General features: G+C 71.7%; 12 protein-coding genes. 8 read left to right on the top strand and 4 right to left on the bottom strand.

All coding sequences use genetic code 11. The features are described 5' to 3' along the window. Window positions 1–34 precede the first annotated feature (34 nt). Together HNR28_RS03860 and HNR28_RS03855 are read left to right on the top strand one after the other, a co-directional pair. Entirely contained in the window at window positions 35–3,085 is a 3,051-nt protein-coding gene (locus HNR28_RS03860; RefSeq protein WP_244978173.1) for a hybrid sensor histidine kinase/response regulator, read from the top strand. Continuing rightward, window positions 3,082–5,310 (top strand): EAL domain-containing response regulator, encoded by a 2,229-nt coding sequence (locus HNR28_RS03855; protein WP_249043915.1) that lies wholly within the window; start codon window positions 3,082–3,084, stop codon window positions 5,308–5,310. The genes HNR28_RS03860 and HNR28_RS03855 overlap by 4 nt, the downstream gene beginning before the upstream one ends. A gap of 106 nt (window positions 5,311–5,416) precedes the next feature. On the opposite strand, the gene HNR28_RS03850 is transcribed toward HNR28_RS03855, so the two are convergent. From HNR28_RS03850 to HNR28_RS03835, 4 genes are read right to left on the bottom strand one after another with little or no spacing between them, the layout of a single operon-like run. Then, window positions 5,417–7,225: a solute carrier family 23 protein gene (locus tag HNR28_RS03850; protein WP_151025392.1), complete on the bottom strand. Its 1,809-nt coding sequence runs from the start codon at window positions 7,223–7,225 to the stop codon at window positions 5,417–5,419. Between the two features lie 60 nt (window positions 7,226–7,285). Continuing rightward, window positions 7,286–8,254, bottom strand: coding sequence for an ABC transporter permease (locus tag HNR28_RS03845; RefSeq protein ID WP_043681660.1), 969 nt, complete (start codon window positions 8,252–8,254; stop codon window positions 7,286–7,288). Further along, window positions 8,251–9,267, bottom strand: a complete 1,017-nt coding sequence (locus HNR28_RS03840; protein ID WP_084330565.1) for an ABC transporter ATP-binding protein — start codon at window positions 9,265–9,267, stop codon at window positions 8,251–8,253. Before HNR28_RS03840 ends, HNR28_RS03845 begins: the two co-directional genes overlap by 4 nt. A gap of 50 nt (window positions 9,268–9,317) precedes the next feature. Then, window positions 9,318–10,481, bottom strand: a complete 1,164-nt coding sequence (locus tag HNR28_RS03835) for a COG1470 family protein (protein WP_043681663.1) — start codon at window positions 10,479–10,481, stop codon at window positions 9,318–9,320. Window positions 10,482–10,746: 265 nt separating this feature from the next. Here HNR28_RS03835 and HNR28_RS03830 point away from each other — a divergent pair, with 265 nt between their 5' ends. The 6 genes from HNR28_RS03830 (at window position 10,747) to HNR28_RS03805 (ending at window position 16,838) form a co-directional block, all read left to right on the top strand. Then, window positions 10,747–11,577, top strand: coding sequence for an energy transducer TonB (locus HNR28_RS03830; RefSeq protein WP_184142507.1), 831 nt, complete (start codon window positions 10,747–10,749; stop codon window positions 11,575–11,577). A 9-nt stretch (window positions 11,578–11,586) separates the two neighbouring features. Beyond that, a complete protein-coding gene (locus HNR28_RS03825) occupies window positions 11,587–12,507 on the top strand; it encodes a MotA/TolQ/ExbB proton channel family protein (protein WP_409364704.1) in 921 nt (306 codons plus the stop codon). 1 nt (window position 12,508) lies between these two features. Then, complete coding sequence (locus HNR28_RS03820) at window positions 12,509–13,072, top strand: ExbD/TolR family protein (protein ID WP_184142504.1); 564 nt, start codon at window positions 12,509–12,511, stop codon at window positions 13,070–13,072. Between the two features lie 94 nt (window positions 13,073–13,166). Further along, window positions 13,167–13,841, top strand: a complete 675-nt coding sequence (locus tag HNR28_RS03815) for a response regulator transcription factor (protein ID WP_151025577.1) — start codon at window positions 13,167–13,169, stop codon at window positions 13,839–13,841. A gap of 55 nt (window positions 13,842–13,896) precedes the next feature. Further along, window positions 13,897–14,955, top strand: a complete 1,059-nt coding sequence (locus HNR28_RS03810) for a sensor histidine kinase (RefSeq protein ID WP_151025576.1) — start codon at window positions 13,897–13,899, stop codon at window positions 14,953–14,955. Between the two features lie 8 nt (window positions 14,956–14,963). Continuing rightward, a complete protein-coding gene (locus HNR28_RS03805) occupies window positions 14,964–16,838 on the top strand; it encodes a potassium transporter Kup (protein WP_084330566.1) in 1,875 nt (624 codons plus the stop codon). Window positions 16,839–16,929 lie beyond the last annotated feature (91 nt).

Genomic DNA, 16,929 nt, shown 5'->3' with positions numbered 1-16,929 from the left:
GGCGGGGGGAGGCGGGGTGAAGGCGCAATCGACCTTGTCCAGGCGCTTGCTGCGGTTCATGCTGCCCTGGTATCTCCTGGCGACCCTCGGCATGGTGGTGGTGCAACTGGCCATCCAGTATGTCGGCATCAGCCGGGCGATCGCCGAGGACCTGGCCTCGCTGGGCCGCACCATCGAGCCCGCCGTGACCAACGCCGTCTGGGAGCTCGACCGCGACCGGATGATCGAGGCGCTCGACGGGGCGCGGCAGAACGCGATCGTCTCGGGGGCGCGCATCGAATCGCCGGACGGCGCCCTCCTGGCCGACAGCGGCTGGCCGCGCGAATCCGCCGATGCGCCCGAGCCGGTGTTCTTCGTGCACGGGCAGTCGGCCGCCACGCCGCTGCGCCACGCCACGGCCGGCGGCGAGCTGCAGCTGCTCGGCGTGCTGCGGCTGCATGCGGCGCCCTCGGTGATCTGGGACCGGCTCAAGTACGGCTTCGCGGTGGCGCTGCTCAATTCGGTGGTGCTCAGCGGCGTGCTGTGGCTGCTGTTCGTCTGGACGATCCGCTACCGCCTGTCGAACACGCTGGCGGCCGTCGTGTCCGCGGTGAAGAACTGGCGCTTCGGCACCGACGACACCGCGGCCGAGCCGCTGTCCTATCCGTATTCCGACGAGCTGGGCGAGCTGGTGGACGCCTTCCGCGAGAGCCGCCTGCGCCTGTCGGCCTCGATGCGCGAGCTCGATGCGCTGAACCACGACCTGGAATCCATCGTTTCGGCGCGGACCCGGGAATTGCAGCGGGCCAAGGAGACTGCCGAATCCGCCACGCGCGTGAAGTCCGATTTCCTGGCCACCATGAGCCACGAGATCCGCACGCCGATGAACGCCATCCTGGGGATGCTGTACCTGGTGCTCAAGGAAGACATGCCGGCCACCGTGCGCGGCCGGCTGGTCAAGGCCCAGGGCGCCGCGCAGTCGCTGCTGGGCATCATCAACGACATCCTGGATTTTTCCAAGCTCGAAGCCGGCAAGCTCGCCCTCGAGCAGGTCGAGTTCGACCTGGAACTGGTGCTGGAGCGGCTGGTGGACGCCGTCGGCCTGCAGGCCGACGCCAAGGGCATCGAGCTGCTGATCCGGCACGATCCGGCCATCCCGACGCTGCTGGTGGGCGACCCCCTGCGCCTGGGCCAGGTGCTGCTCAACCTGTGCGGCAACGCCGTCAAGTTCACCGAGCAGGGCGAGGTCGAGCTGGCCCTGCATTGCCTGGAGCGGGACGAGGAGGGCGTCAGGATCCAGGCCTGCGTGCGCGACACCGGCATCGGCATGGAGCCGGGCCGGATCCACACGCTGTTCCAGAAATTCACCCAGGCCGACCAGTCCACGACGCGCCGCTACGGCGGGACGGGCCTGGGCCTGACGATCAGCCGCAGCCTGGTGGACCTGATGGGCGGGCACCTGTGGGTGGAATCCTCCGAGCCGGGGCACGGCACGACGGTCTGCTTCACCGCCCGGCTGGCCGTGGCGCACCAGGCCCAGACCCGGCAGCGCCAGCTGCTGGAGCGGGTCGGGCCGCGGCTGCTGGGCTGGCGCGTGCTGGTGGTGGACGACAATCCGGTGTCGCTGGAAATCCTCTCGGACATGCTGATGTATTTCCAGGTGGACGTGAGCACCGCCAGCCATGGCGCGCAGGCCCTGACCATGCTGCGGCAGGCCAGCGGCCAGCCGTACGACCTGGTGCTGATGGACTGGCGCATGCCCGGCATGCACGGCGACGAGGCCGCCCGGCGCATCCGCGCCGATCCCTGCATCGCGCACCAGCCGAAGATCGTCATGGTCACCGCCTACGGCAGCGAGGACGTGATGCGCCGGGCGAACCAGGCCGGCATGGACGGCTTCCTGATCAAGCCGGTGTCCCCGTCCTCGCTGCTGGACACGATGCTGACCGTGCTGGGGCGCGGCACGCTGCCGGACGCGGGCGCCGGGGCGCCCGGGCCGGGGGCGCGGGCGGGGCGCGCCGGCCTGGCCGGCGCCCGGATCCTGCTGGTCGAGGACAACGACATCAACCGCGAATTCGCGGTGGAGCTGCTGCGCGGCGAGGGCGTGGCGGTGGACGAGGCGGTCAACGGGCAGGAGGCGGTCGAGCGGATCCAGCGCAAGCACTACGATGCCGTGCTGATGGACATCCAGATGCCGGTCATGGACGGCCTGCAGGCGGCCCGCCGCATCCGCCGCCTGGGCCAGGCGCCGGGCGGCGCGCGGTTCGCCGAGCTGCCGATCATCGCCATGACGGCGCTGGCCATGGCCTCCGACGCGCAGGCCAGCCAGGACGCCGGCATGAACGACCACATCGCCAAGCCGATCGACCCCGACCACCTGCTGGCGACGATCTCCCGCTGGATGAAGGCCCCCGGCCTCCCGGTTCCCGGCGCCGAGCCGGGCGGGACGCCCGCCGGGCCGGCCGGGCATGGGGGCGAGCATGCGGGCGGGACGCCGCGCCTGCCCGCGGACCTGCTGGCCCTCGGGCACCTCGACGCGGCCGACGGCGTGCGCCGCATCGGCGGCCGGCCCGCGCCCTACCGCAAGCAGCTGCGCCGCTTCCGCGCGCAGTACGGCGGCGCCATCGAGACATTGCGGGAACTGCTGGCGCAGGGGAACACGGCGGCGGCCGAGGCGCATTGCCATGCCCTGAAGGGCGTGGCCGGCAATCTCGGCGCGCGCGCGCTGTTCGCCCACGTGTCCGAGATCGACGCGCTGCTCAAGCAGGACCAGGTGCCCGACGCCGCGCAGCTGGACGCGGCCGAAACGCTCCTGCGCGGCGTGCTGGCGGACATCGATTCGCTGGCGGACGAGGCGCCGCCGCCGGCGCCCGCCGTGCCGCCGACGCCCGCCGCGCTGCGCGCCCTGGTCGAGCGCCTGCGGCGGGCGCTCGGCACCGACCTGGGGGCCGTCGAGCCGCTGCTCGACGAGCTGGACCGGGGCGCGGCCGGCACGCCCCTGCAGCCGGCCGTGCGCGAGATCGCCGCGCGCATCGACCGCTTCGAGCTCGATGCCGCGCTGGCCCCGCTGGCATCCCTGCCCATTCCCCCGGAGGACGCCCCGTGATCCCGAACCCTCCCGCGGCCGGATCGCCCGCCCGCGCCGGCGGGCGCCCCCGGCTGCTGATCGTCGACGACGCCTCCGTGAACCTGCACACGCTGGTCGGCATGTTCCGCGACGAATACGCCATCTCCGCCGCCACCAGCGGCCGCAAGGCCCTGGAACTGGCGCGGCGCGAGCCGCGGCCCGACCTGATCCTGCTCGACATCCAGATGCCGGACATGGACGGCTACGAGGTGCTGGCGGCCCTGAAGCGGGACGCGGCGACGGCGGACATCCCGGTCGTCTTCGTGACCGCCCTGGCCGAGGCGGCGGACGCGGCGCGCGGCCTGCTGATGGGCGCGGCGGACTACGTCACCAAGCCCATCAATCCGGAACTGTTCCGCGTCCGGGTGAGGAACCAGCTCGAACTCAGGCGCTACCGCCGCATGCCGGCGGCCTTCGACTTCGCGCTGCAGGCGGCCGATGCGCCGCTGCCGGCCCTGCTGGTGGTGGACGACGTGCCGGAGAACATCCACGAGCTGCTGGCCGCCCTGCGCGACGAATTCCGCATCCTGGTGGCCGGCGACGGCGCCCGGGCGCTGGAGATCGTGCAGGGGCCGGCGCCGCCCGATCTGGTCCTGCTCGACGTGGTGATGCCGGGGATGGACGGCTACGAAGTCTGCCGGCGCATCAAGTCCACGCCGGCCGGCCAGCGCATCCCGGTGATGTTCGTCACCGTGATCGACGACACGCGCGACAAGGTGCGCGGCTTCGCCCTGGGGGCGGCCGACTACGTGACCAAGCCCTTCGACATCGAGGAGGTGCGCGCGCGGGTGCGGGCCCATCTCGAACTGGCGCGCCTGCGCCGCTTCCTGGAGGACCTGGTGGCGCAGCGCACCGCCCTGCTGCGCGTGAGCGAGGAAAAATACCGCATCCTGGCGCACCGCGACCCGCTGACCGGACTGCCCAACCGGGTGCTGTTCGCGGAACTGCTGGCCCACTCCATCCAGATGGCCCAGCACGCCGCCATGCGCTTCGCCCTGCTGTGCCTGGACCTGGACAAGTTCGCCGCCATCAACGAGACCCTGGGGCACGGGCCCGGCGACCGGGTGCTGGTCGAAGTGGCGCAGCGGCTGCGCGGCCTGCTGCCCGAGCGCGACGCCCTGGCGCGGGTCGGCGGCGACGAGTTCTACGTCATCCTGGACCGCGACCAGGGCGAGCGGGGCGTGGCCCTGGCGGGCCAGGGCATGCTCGACGCCCTGGCGGCGCCCTTCGTCCTGGACGGCCAGGCGATCTACGTGAGCGCGAGCATCGGCGTGGCGCTCTATCCCGAGGACGGCGCGACGGCGGACGAACTGCTCAGCCGGGTGGACGCGACGCTGCACCAGGCCAAGGCGGACGGGCGCGGCAGCCTGCGCTTCTTTTCGCCGGAGATCATGCTGCGCGCCCGGGAGCGCCTGTCGCTGGAGGCCGAGATGCGCCGCGCGCTGGAGCGCGGGGAGTTCCGCGTGCACTACCAGCCGCAGCTGCACCTGTACGAGCGCGCGGTGACGGGGCTGGAGGCGCTGGTGCGCTGGCAGCATCCCGGGCGCGGCCTGATCGCGCCGGGCGCGTTCATCGCCCTGGCCGAGGAAAGCGGCCTGATCGTGCCGCTGGGCAACTGGGTCCTGCGCGAGGTCGGCCGCCAGATGCGCGCCTGGCTCGACGAGGGCCGGGCGCCGGGCTACGTCGCCGTGAACCTGTCCGCGCTGCAGCTGGGCAGCGAGGGCTTCGTCGATTCGGTGCAGGCCGTGCTGCGGGAAAACGGGCTGGCGCCCGGCTGCCTGGAGCTCGAAATCACCGAGAGCTGCCTGATGGCCGACCGCAGCCGCGCCATCGCCACCCTGGAGACGCTGCGCGGCCTGGGCGTGCGCCTGTCGATCGACGACTTCGGCACGGGCTATTCCTCTATGTCCTATCTCCAGCACCTCCGGGTGCACCGGCTGAAGATCGACATGTCGTTCGTCCGCGACCTGGAGACCAATCCCGGCAACGTGTCCATCGTCACGGCGATCATCGCGCTGGGCCACAGCCTGGAGCTGGACATCGTCGCCGAAGGGGTCGAGACCGCCGAGCAGCTGGCCCGCCTGCAGCGCCTGGGCTGCGACCTGATCCAGGGCTACCTGGTCGGCCGGCCGGTGCCCGCCGCCGAGGCGCTGGACCTGCGCTTCGCGCCCGGCCATCCCCTGGCCGGGCTGCTGTCCGCCTGAAGCCGCGGGCGGCGCCGCTGCGCGGCCAGGCGAACCGGCGAGGCGATCCGGCCCCGGACGCGGCCCGGAATGCGGTCCCGGACGCAGTCCCGGACGCGGCCCCGGCTCAATGGTCGAAGTGCAGGCGCAGGTAGGTCAGCCCGTCGCGCCGGCCGGACTGCAGGCGGTCGGCCAGGCCGCGCAGCATGATGCCCGAGATCCCCGACAGGGCCTGGTCCAGCGCGTGCTGGAAGGCGGCGTCGTCGATGTCGAGCAGGTCGGCCGGCGCATGGGCCGCGTGGCCGCCCAGTTCGAGTTCGGGCCCGTCGTGCAGCAGCTCGATGTCCAGATTGTGTTCGTCGAAACTGCCGCGGATGCCGCGCAGCCGCCGTCCGCCGCCGCTCTGGATGGCTTCGGCGGCCTCCAGCGCGGCCTGGGCGGCGCGCCGCACCACGTCGCGCCGGGCGCTCCAGGTGGCCCCCTGCGTCTCGACGAAGTCCACCACCCGCTGGATCGGCTCGGCCGCGACGTGGATGACCGTGTCGGCCGCGGCGCCGGCGGCCTCGTCGAAGGATTGCTGCGCCTGGCGCGAGATCCCCAGGCGGAACAGCAGGTTCAGCGCGATGGCGCTCAGGCCGGCGATGATGATGCCGTTGCCGACCACGAAACGCAGCGATTCGGGGGCGCGGCCGGCGAGTTCCGGCATCAGGATCACGCCCATGCCGAGCACGAAGGACAGGCCGATCATGAAGATGCCGCGCGAGTCCAGGGCGCGCGAGGCGATCAGCTCGATGCCCGAGACGATCAGGTAGGCGGCGGCGTAGATCTCGATGGCGCCGATCACGGCGGTCGGGATCAGGGTCAGCGCCAGCGAGGCCTGCGGCAGAAAGGCGATCAGGGCCAGCAGCAGGGCGGTGAGCAGCCCGATCCAGCGGGAGGTCGAGCGGCTGATGTGCGCCAGCGCGATGTTGGCCGACGAAGCGACGTTGGGCAGGGCGCCCAGCCAGGCGCCCACGATGTTGCCCAGGCCGCAGGCGCGCATGCCGCCGCTGATCATGCGCATGTCGGGGCGGCGCCAGTCGGAGTCGTTCATCTTGTGCAGCAGCACCACGCAGCCGAAGACGTCCAGCTGGGTCATGAGCGCGAGCACGGCGACGGCCACCAGGATGCCGGCGTCGATGTCGAAGACGGGCATGGGCGGGTGCGGCAGGCCGAACACCGGGGCGCTGGCGAGCGCTTCCCAGCCGTGCAGCTTGCCGGTGAGGGCCGACACGGCCAGGCCGGCGAGCAGGCCGCCCAGCAGCGCGGCCAGCTTGCCGCGCTGGCTGCCCCAGATCGACAGGCCCACGATCGTCGCCAGGGTGGCCGCGCCGATCAGGATGTCGGCGCCGTCCAGGCCGCCGCTTTCCGCCAGCCCGGTGACGTGCCGCAGGGCCGGCTCGATGAGCGACAGGCCGGCCACGCAGACGATGATGCCGGCCACGGTGGGCGGCAGGATGGTGCGCAGGTACGGCATGAGCGAGCCGGTGCCCAGCGCCACCGCGCCGTTGATCAGGCCGACCAGCACCAGGCCGCCCAGGCCGTACTGGGCGGCCAGCATGCCCGACAGGGCGACCAGCAGCGGATCGGGGATGTGGACCAGCAGCATGCCCGAGCCCAGCCGCCCGCCCCAGGCCTGCAGGAAGGTCGAGGCCGCCATGCCCAGGATGGTGGCCGTGACCATGGCCTGGGTCGTCGCGGCGTCCAGGCGGCCGATCTTGGCGGCCGCCAGCACGTAGGCGATCAGCGTCAGCGCGGTGGCGACGTGCTGCAGCGCCAGGCTGGCCAGCGTCGCCGCCGGGGGCCGCTCGTCGACGGCGTACAGTAGTTCGGGAGGGCGCTTGAAGCGGGGCAGGGCGGGAAGCTGCAGGCGGGACGGGCGGGATGGGCGAGCCATGGCGGGCGGGTTCCGGGTTGGGTGCCCGCGAGTGTATCATCCACCCCCCCGCGGGCTTCCTCAGGCCCGCACCTCCTGCCGCTGGAACGCGATGTACGCCAGGGTGAACAGCAGCACGACCGCCGCGATCAGGCCGGTGAACTGCGGCCAGACGATCGCCAGGCTTTCGGACAGCGGCAGCGGGCTGCCCAGCAGGGCGCCCTGCAGCTGCGACAGGAACACCGGCCCCAGGCTGCGGGTGGACGGGTTCAGCAGGGTGATGGCGGTGTCGTTGAACAGGGTGGCGGGCGAGACGTGCAGCAGGCCGTTCTGCCAGGCCAGGGCGTGCAGGTCCAGTCCGCCGCCCATCAGGGTCGCCAGGTCGGGCGGGGCGATGGCGCGGGCCAGCGCGGGAGCCAGCATGGGCCACAGCAGGGCGCAGAACAGCCACAGGCCCAGGGCGACCAGCGCCGAGGTCGAGGCCGAGCGGAACAGCACCGAGCACAGCAGGGCGACGGCCAGCCAGACGCCGGCGTAGGCCAGCGCGGCGAGCAGGAACGCCAGGGACCGCACGACTTCCTCGCCGCTGGGCGGCACGCCCAGCAGGATCAGGCCGGCGCCCATGACCAGCAGCCACAGGCAGACCAGGCTGATGGCCAGCGCGGCCAGGCCGGCGAGGAACTTGCCCAGCAGCAGGGCGTCGCGGTAGAGGGGCTGCGACAGGATGCGGCTCAGGGTGCGGCGGCCGTATTCGCCGTTGATGGCATCGAACCCCAGGCCGATGGCGAGCAGCGGGATCAGGAAGCCCAGCAGGGCGGCGAAGGAGGGCAGGGGCGCGCGCGCATCGGTGAACAGGCGCAGGAACACGAAGGGGTCCGAGGCGGTCGTCTGGCGGATGCCTTCGATGGCGCCGTACAGGGCGGCCGCCGCGGTCAGCACGACCAGCCATTCCAGCAGCCGCATGCGCGCGCTGCCCAGGTGGTCGGCGAGTTCCTTGGACAGGACGGCGCCCAGGCCGTGCCAGGGCGAGCCGATGCGGGTCGTGCTCATGTCGGGGTGTCCTCGGTGAAGGTCTGACGGTAGATGCGGTCCAGGCTGGGGGTGTCCACGGCCAGGTCGCGCAGCTGCGCGCCCGCCAGGACCGCCGCCTGGGCGGCCTGGGCGCGCACGTCGCTCTCGGCCTGCAGGACGTAGTGCCCCGGGCCCTGGACGCGCACGCCGCCCACGCCGGGGACCGCGGCCAGGACGGAGCGCAGCTCGGGGCCGTCGGCGTGGAGGTGGACCTCGTGGCTGTGGCCGCCCAGTACCTGGCGGGCCAGGTCCCGGACCGGGCCCATCAGGGCGATGCGCCCGGCGTTGAACAGGGCGACCCGGTCGCAGATGCGCTGCATCTGGTCCAGCAGGTGCGAGGACAGCAGCACGGTGACGCCGTCCTCGCGCAGGGCTTCGATCATGCGCAGGAACGCCTCGGTGGACTGCGGGTCCAGGCCGGAGGTGGGTTCGTCCAGGATGGCGATGGCGGCCCGCTTGAGCAGGATCTCGGCCAGGCCCAGGCGGCGGCGCATGCCGTGGGAAAACGTGCCCGCGCGCTGGTCGATGCGGTCCAGCAGGCCGACGCGCTCCAGCGCCTCGGCGATCCGCCCGTCCCGTTCCTGCCGCGGGATGCCCAGCAGGCGGGCGGTGTAGCGCAGGTTGTCGCGCGCGCTCAGGTGGTCGTAGAAGCCGACCGAATCGGGCATGTAGCCGACCTGGCGCTTGACGGCCAGCGGATTGCGCCAGGGGTCCTCGCCCAGCACGCGCACCTGGCCGCGCGTGGCCTCGGTCAGGCCCAGCAGCATCAGGATCGTGGTGGTCTTGCCGGCGCCGTTGGGGCCGAGCAGGCCGAAGACTTCGCCCGGCCGCACCTGGAAGTTCAGGGTCTGGACCACGGCGCGGCCGCCGTAGTCCTTGCCCAGCCCGCGGACGTCGATGGCCGGCGCGTCCGGAGCCGGGACGGGGCGGCCGGACGGGCCCGCGGCGGGCGTGCGGGCGGATGACAGGGCAGGTGGCGGGGCGGATGACATGGCCGATGGCATGGCGGGTGTCGGGGCGGGCATCATGGCGGACGGCCCGTTCAGCGGCGGCCGTAGCGCGCCACCGCGCCAAGCAGCGCGAGCAGGGCCACGGCGATCAGGATGGCGCCGCTGACCCCCCACAGGGCCGAGGTCGTGACCGAGACGCGCAGGTCGCCGTCGGCCGACTGGCCGGCCGAGCGCGCGTGCAGCTTGACCATGTAGTCGCCCGACAGGGACTGGGCCGAGGGCGTGATGCGGGCCTGGACTTCGGCGGTCTTGCCCGGCTCCAGCAGGGCGATGCGCGCGGGCTCGAATTCGATCTTCCAGCCCTCGGGCGCCGTGCCCTCCAGCGCGATGTCGCGGGCGGCGGCGGTGCCGCCGTTGCGCAGCACCAGCGGCATGGCGCGGGTGTCGCCGATCTGCGCGTCGGTGCTCATCAGCCCGTCGCGGCCCGCCAGGTCCAGCGCCGGCTGGCCGGTGATGTCGAGCTTCAGGACCGTGCTCGCCCGGACGCCGTCGGCGGCGGCCTCGACTTCGATCGAATGCTCGCCCGACTGCGCCGATGCGGGCGGGCGCACGTGCAGCTTGACGGTCTTGGATTCGCCGGCCTTCACGGGGACGGCGCTGATCTGCTGGGTGCCGTAGCCCTCGGTGAAGGACGTGTCGAAATACTGCGGAGCCCGCGCCGCCAGGCTCGCCAGGACGTCGTGGCCGCTGGCGTTCTTCACCGTCAATTGATAGTCGAAGGCGGTGCGGGCCGAGCCGGTCAGCTGCGGCAGTTCGGGCTGGATCGACAGCTGGGCGGGCAGCTGGTCGGCCAGGGCGACCTCGATGGGCAGGCTCAGGCGCCGCTGGGCGCCGTCGGCGTGCACGGTCAGGGTATGGCGCGATTCCGCGCCGCCTTGCGGAATGTCAAGCTGCAGTTGCAGCGGCAGCGTATCATCGCTGCCAGGCATGGCCGCTTCGACGGGGCGGCCGTTGCCCAGCAGGGTGGCCTTCCAGCCCGCGGGCACGCCCTCCACCGACAGCGCCAGCCGCTCGGGCGGGGTGGCGCGGTTGCGCAGCTGCAGGGCGATGGTCGAGGTCTCTCCGGCCTTCAGGGTCAGGGCGGGGTAGTCGGTGGACAGGTCGATGCCGGGCGGCGCGGTTTCCGCGGCCGGCGCGGCGGTCTGGAAGCTCAGGGCGCACAAGGCGGCGACCCACAATGCGAGGTGTCTGGACATGGTGTCGTTCGGCTTTTCGTTCAGGTTGATCTGCCCGGTCCGGATCCGGTCTCCAGACGAAGGGACCAGCCGGGACGGCTCCGAGTTTCAAGAAAAATGTGATTTTTTGTTTCCGGACGGACGGCGGATGGCTTCGGCAGCCCCCTTGTCGCCCTCCTTGTCATTCCTCGGCACCGCCGCATCATGACCTCACCGCCATCCTTGTATTGAGAACCGTTATCATTCCTGCTAACATCACGCTTTCGCCCCTGCTGTCCGCTGGTCCATGTCCTCCGGTTTCACCTCGCGTCTTGCCCCGCTGAAGATCGTCGCCGCCTGCACGGCCCTGGGGCTGCATGCGGCCGTGCTCGCCATGGTGCTGTCGGCGCCGGTGGTCGAGGTGGCCCTGGGCCAGCCCGAGGCGCTGGACGTGCAGTTCGTCGAGCTGGGCCCCGCCATCGAACCCGAACCCGTGGCCGCGGCCGAGCCCCCGCCGGTGGAAACACCGCCCGAGCCGGAACCCGAGCCCGTGGTCGAACCCGAGCCCGAGCCCGAACCCGTGGTCGAGCCGGAGCCCGAACCCGAGCCCGAGCCGGTCGTCGAGACGCCCGAACCCGAATCCATCACCGAGCCGCCTCCGCCCGAGCCCAAACCGGAGCCGAAGCCGGAACCCAAGCCCAAGCCCAAGCCGAAACCCCGGCCCAGGCCGGAACCGAAGCCGCAGCCCAGGCCGGTGCCGCCCGCGCCGCAGGTCAGCGTGGCGCGGGACGCCGCGGCGGGCGGCGCGCGCCAGGCCTCCGAGGCGCGCGGCGAGCCGCGCGCCGTCGATCCCGACCGGCCCCGCGCCATCGGCCAGGTGGACTATCTGGGCAAGCGGCCCAGCCCGGTGTATCCGCGCATCTCGCAGCGCCGCGGCGAGCAGGGGCGGGTGGTGCTGCGCGTGCTGATTTCTCCGCTGGGCCAGGTGGCCAACGTCTCGGTGCGCACGTCCTCGGGATATGCGCGCCTCGACGAGGCGGCGGTGGAGGCCATGCGCCAGGCGCGTTTCCGTCCGTACACGGAAAACGGCATCGCCTACAAGGCGCTGGTGGACATTCCTTTCGATTTCGTCTTATAGGACAGGAACATGATGCTCGATCTGATCGCAAGCGCGGCGCTGACGCTCGCCCAGGCCGCGGGGCCGGATGCCGCGCAGGCCGCCGCGCACGCGGCGCCGGCGGTGTCGGCGGCCGCCGACGTGGCGGCGACCGCGGCCGCCACGGGGACGGCGACGGCCGCCCAGGCGGCGCTGGCGGCCGGCGCCATGGAAACCGGCGGCCAGGGGGTGCTGCATTTCATCGGCCAGAGCGACGCGGTGGGCAAGTCCCTGTTCGTCTTCCTGATGCTGATGTCCCTGGCGAGCTGGTACCTGATCCTGGCCAAGGGCCTGACGCACCTGCGTATCCGCCGCCGTTCGCGCAAGTTCCTGTCGGAATTCTGGGCCGCCAGCTCCCTGGAGCAGGTGGAAAACGAGATCTCCACGCACGGCGCGGACGAGCCCTTCGCGCACCTGGCCAGCCACGCCATCCACGCGCAGAAGCACCACACCAAGTACGGCGCGCTCAAGCTGGAGGAAAGCGGCTCGACGGCGGCCTTCGTGACGCGCACCATCCGCAAGGTCATCGACGAGGAGACCGCGCGCCTGGAAAACGGCCTGACGGTGCTGGCCTCGGTGGGCTCGACCGCGCCCTTCGTCGGCCTGTTCGGCACGGTGTGGGGCGTCTATCACGCCCTGCTCAGCATCAGCATGACCGACGGCGTCACCATCAACCGCATCGCCGGCCCCGTGGGCGAGGCCCTGATCATGACCGGTCTGGGCCTGGCGGTCGCCATTCCCGCCGTGCTGGGCTACAACGCCTTCGTGCGCGTCAACCGCGTCTACCTGGCGCAGCTCGACGCCTTCGCGCACGACCTGTTCACCTTCCTGACCACCGGCCAGCAGGTGGCCGACGGCAGCCACGAGCGCAACGGCCGCACCATCAGCCTGGCCAGCCACCGGGGAGCCTGACATGGCGTTCGGCAGCTTCGATTCCAAGGGACCGGGCACCACCATGTCCGAGATCAACATGGTGCCGCTGATCGACGTGATGCTGGTGCTGCTGGTGATCTTCATCATCACCGCGCCGCTGCTGAGCCACTCGATCCGCATCAACGTGCCGCAGGTCACCGCCCAGCCGATGGAGCAGAAGCCCGCGGTGATCGATCTCGCCATCGATCCGTCCGGAGCGCTGTTCTGGAACGAGCAGCCGATCGCCGAGGAAGACCTGCAGGCCCGCTTCGCCAGCGAGGCGGCGGCCGATCCCCAGCCCGAAGTCCGCATCCGCGCCGACGTGGAGACCCGCTACGGCCTGCTGGCGCGGATCATGGGGGCGGCGCGCCAGGCGGGCATGAAGCGCCTGGGCTTCGTCACCACGCCGGGGCAGGCGGCCCCCGCCGCGGCGGCCGAAGGCGCCGCCGCCGCGGGCGCCTCCGGAGCACCGGCCCGCCCGGCCACGCCGGCCCCGGCTCCCGCCGCGTCCGCGCAGCCTCCCGCGGCGCCGCCCGCCGCCGCGCCGGCCCCCGGCGGCGGCTGAACGCGCGTTCCCGGCGTTCAAGCAACCGTCAACTATGTAACGCAGGCCCTCCAGCGGTGACGCGGCGTGACCGCTTCAGGCTAGAATCACCGTCATGAGAGTCCTGGTCATCGAAGACGACGCCACCCTCGGCCACGCCCTGCAGGAATTCCTGGGCGGCCAGGGCTATGCCGTCGATTGGCTGAGGTCCGGCGACCGCGTCGAAGGCGCGCTCGCCGGGCAGGCCTACGATCTGCTGCTGCTCGACCTGAACCTGCCCGGCCTGAGCGGCCTGGAAGTCCTGCAGCGGCTGCGCGAAGGCGGATCCCAGGTGCCGGTGCTGATCCTCACGGCGCGCGACGGCCTGGACGACCGCGTCGCCGGCCTGGACGCCGGCGCCGACGACTACGTCACCAAGCCCTTCGAGCTGCCAGAACTCGCCGCCCGGGTACGGGCGCTCGCCCGCCGCCGCGCGGGCCAGGCCCAGACCATCCTGGAATGCGGCTCCCTGTCCTTCGACACCGTGGGGCGCCAGATCCGGGTGGACGGCAAGCGCCTGGCCCTGTCCGTGCGCGAACTCTCGGTGCTGGAAATGCTGATGGCGCGGCCCGGCCGGGTGGTGACCAAGCAGCAGATCGTCAATTCCCTGTCGGCCTGGGATGCCGATTTCAGCGAGAATGCGGTCGAAGTCTACGTCTACCGCCTGCGCAAGCGGCTCGACGGCACCGGGACCAGCATCCAGACGGTGCGCGGCTTCGGCTACCTGCTCGACGTCGATCGTGCCGCCTGAGTCCACCGCCGGCCCGCCTTCCGGCCGCGGGGCGCCGGGTCTGGTCGAGCGCCTGATGCCCCGGGACTCGCTCGCCCGCCGCCTGGTCCGCCGGCTGCTGCCGGCCTTTTTCATTCTGGTGGCCATCGATCTGCTGGCCACCTGGTTCATGACCGGCGTGATCCGTCCCCAGCCCTGGCTGCTGCGCGACCTGTTCTGGACCATGATGCTGACCCAGGGCCTGCTGGTGGCGCTGTTCGTCTGGGTCCTGATTTCCGGCATCCGTTCCGAGCTGGCCTCCATCAACCGCCTGGCCGACGACATCCGCCAGCGCTCCATCGAGGACCTGCAGCCGCTCGACCTGGCCGGCCTGCCCGGCGAGATCGCGCCGCTGGTCCTGCATTTCAACGACCTGCTGGTGCGCCTGGACGATTCGGTGCAGGCCCAGCGCCGCTTCATCGGCCACGCGGCGCACCAGTTGCGCACCCCCCTGGCCGGCCTCAAGGTCGAGTCCGAGCTCATGCTCGGCCAGGATCTGCCCGAGGACATCCGCGTGCGCGCCGGGCGCATCAAGTCCGTGACCGACCACATGATCCGCATGGGCCAGCAGCTGCTGGTGCTGGCGCGCGCCGAGCACGCGGTGCGGCCGCGGGACAGCTTCGTGCGCCTGGACCTGTGCGAATGGATGCGCCAGGCGGGCGCCGAATGGCTGGGGCGCGCGCGCGAGCGCGCCATCGACCTGCAGCTGGTGGCGCCCGAGGACCCGGTCTGGGTGGACGGCGACCCGGTGCTGCTGGAGGAACTGCTGGGCAACCTGATCGACAACGCCCTGCGCTACGGCCTGGGCGCGCGGCGCATCGTGCTGCGCGTCATGGCCAATCCGCCCTCGTTTTCCGTCGAGGACGACGGCGCCGGCATCCGCGCCGAGGACCTGGACCGCGTCTTCGAGGCCTTCTACCGCGCCGCCGACGCGGGCCAGGGCGGCTCGGGCCTGGGGCTGGCCATCGTGCGCGAGATCGCGCGCGCGCACGGCGCCTGGTGGAAAATCGCCAGCCGGCCCGCGTTTTCCGGCACGCGGGTGTCCCTCGTCTTCCCCGGCCCCCGGCTGGGCGCCTGCCTCACGCGGGCCGAATAGCACAGAGTATGAGCATGCAGAAAGACAATCCGCGGGCCGCCCTGCTGATCGGCGCCCTGGGCGTCGTCTACGGGGACATCGGCACCAGTCCGCTGTACACGATGAAGGTCGCCCTCTCGGGCGCGGGCCGCCCCGACGTCGAGCACGTCCTGGGGATGCTGTCGATCCTGTTCTGGATGCTGATCCTGGTGGCGTCGCTGAAATACGTGACCTGCATCCTGCGCGCCGACAACCGCGGCGAGGGCGGCACGCTGGCCCTGATGGAGCTCGCCCTGCGCGGCCGCAGCGGGCCTTCCCGCTGGCGCCTGGCCCTGCTGGGACTGATTGGCGCCAGCCTGTTCTACGGCGACAGCATGATCACCCCCGCGATCTCCGTCCTGTCCGCCGTCGAAGGCATCGGCATCGTCTCGCACCGGCTGGACGCCTGGGTGGTGCCGATTTCGGTGGTCGTGCTGCTGGCGCTGTTCATGTTCCAGTCGCGCGGCACCGGCGCGGTGGGCAAGCTCTTCGGGCCGGTGATGCTGTGCTGGTTCCTGGTGCTGGGGGGCCTGGGCGCCTGGCGCATCGTCGGCCAGCCCGAGGTCCTCCAGGCGGTCAATCCGGTCTGGGCGGCGCGCTTCATCGGCGACGCCCCCTGGGAGACCTTCCTGGCGCTGGGCGCGCTCGTCCTGGCGCTGACCGGCGCCGAGGCGCTGTACGCCGACATGGGGCATTTCGGCGGCCCGGTCATCCGTCGCGCCTGGTTCTCCCTGGTGCTGCCGGCGCTCGTCCTGTGCTATTTCGGCCAGGGCGCGCTGCTGCTGAGCGACCCGGAGGCCATCCGCAATCCCTTCTTCCTGCTGGCGCCCGACTGGGGCCTGATCCCGCTGGTGGCGCTGGCCACGCTGGCCACGGTGATCGCCTCGCAGTCGGTGATCTCGGGCGCGTTTTCCATGACGCGCCAGGCGGTGCAGCTGGGCTACTGGCCGCGCATGGTGATCCAGCACACCTCGGCGCGCGAGGAAGGGCAGATCTACCTGCCGCGCGTGAACTGGCTGCTGCTGCTGGCGGTGCTGGTCCTGACGCTGTCGTTCGGCTCTTCCGACCGCCTGGCGCACGCCTACGGCTTCGCCGTCACCGGCACGATGCTGATGACCTCGCTGCTGGCGTTCGCCGTGCTGCCCCGCCATGCGCGCGGCCTGCGCCGCCTGGCCTGGCTGGCGCTGATTTCGCTGTTCCTGACGATCGACGTGCTGCTGTTCTCGTCCAACACGCTCAAGCTGCACGAGGGCGGCTGGCTGCCGCTGGTGGTGGGCATCGGCCTGCTGACGCTGATGGTGACCTGGAAGCAGGGGCGCCAGCAGGTGCACGACACGCTGGCGGGAGACCAGCAGCCGCTCGCCAGCTTCATGGAATCCCTGGAGGCCTATCCGCCCACCCGCGTGCCGGGCACGGCGGTGTTCATGAGCATGATCGTCGGCACGGTGCCGCCCGCGCTGCTGCACAATTTGAAACACAACAAGGTCCTGCACGAGCAGGCGCTGTTCCTCACGATCGAGGTGGCCGACGTGCCCTACGTGCCTTTCGGCGAGCGGGTGCGGATCGAGCGGGTCAGCCGCGGCGCGTGGCAGGCCGTGGCGCGCTGGGGCTTCAAGCAGGAGCCGAACGTGCCCCAGGTGGTTGAGCAGATCGGGCAGGAGGTGCCGGAACTGAACCTCGAACCCATGCAGACTTCGTATTTCCTGTCGCGCCAGACCGTGATCGTGGTGCGCCGCCTGCCCTGGTACCAGAGCTGGCGGCGGCATCTGTTCGCCTTCATGGCGCGCAATGCCAGCCGCAGCACCCGGTTCTACAAGATTCCGCCCAACCGCGTGGTGGAGATGGGCATGCAGATGGAGCTCTAGCCCGGAAATTTCGTCAGGCGGGTAAAAAGGAATAGGCGATTCTTGCCCGAGGGCTTATGGTTATTGGTTCTCACGCCAAACAACCAAAAAG

The sequence above is a fragment of the Castellaniella defragrans genome, assembly GCF_014203015.1.
Classification (GTDB): Bacteria; Pseudomonadota; Gammaproteobacteria; order Burkholderiales; family Burkholderiaceae_B; genus Castellaniella; species Castellaniella defragrans.
Note: the sequence above shows the minus strand (reverse complement) of the source record. Positions and strands in the feature narration are given on the sequence as shown.

Coding starts and splice junctions, on each gene's coding strand:
- HNR28_RS03810 (WP_151025576.1), top strand. CDS start 13,897: ATGCCCCGGGACTCGCTCGCCCGCCGCCTGGTCCGCCGGCTGCTGCCG.
- HNR28_RS03845 (WP_043681660.1), bottom strand. CDS start 8,254: ATGAGCACGACCCGCATCGGCTCGCCCTGGCACGGCCTGGGCGCCGTC.
- HNR28_RS03830 (WP_184142507.1), top strand. CDS start 10,747: ATGTCCTCCGGTTTCACCTCGCGTCTTGCCCCGCTGAAGATCGTCGCC.
- HNR28_RS03840 (WP_084330565.1), bottom strand. CDS start 9,267: ATGTCATCCGCCCCGCCACCTGCCCTGTCATCCGCCCGCACGCCCGCC.
- HNR28_RS03850 (WP_151025392.1), bottom strand. CDS start 7,225: ATGGCTCGCCCATCCCGCCCGTCCCGCCTGCAGCTTCCCGCCCTGCCC.
- HNR28_RS03820 (WP_184142504.1), top strand. CDS start 12,509: ATGGCGTTCGGCAGCTTCGATTCCAAGGGACCGGGCACCACCATGTCC.
- HNR28_RS03835 (WP_043681663.1), bottom strand. CDS start 10,481: ATGTCCAGACACCTCGCATTGTGGGTCGCCGCCTTGTGCGCCCTGAGC.
- HNR28_RS03815 (WP_151025577.1), top strand. CDS start 13,167: ATGAGAGTCCTGGTCATCGAAGACGACGCCACCCTCGGCCACGCCCTG.
- HNR28_RS03825 (WP_409364704.1), top strand. CDS start 11,587: ATGATGCTCGATCTGATCGCAAGCGCGGCGCTGACGCTCGCCCAGGCC.
- HNR28_RS03805 (WP_084330566.1), top strand. CDS start 14,964: ATGAGCATGCAGAAAGACAATCCGCGGGCCGCCCTGCTGATCGGCGCC.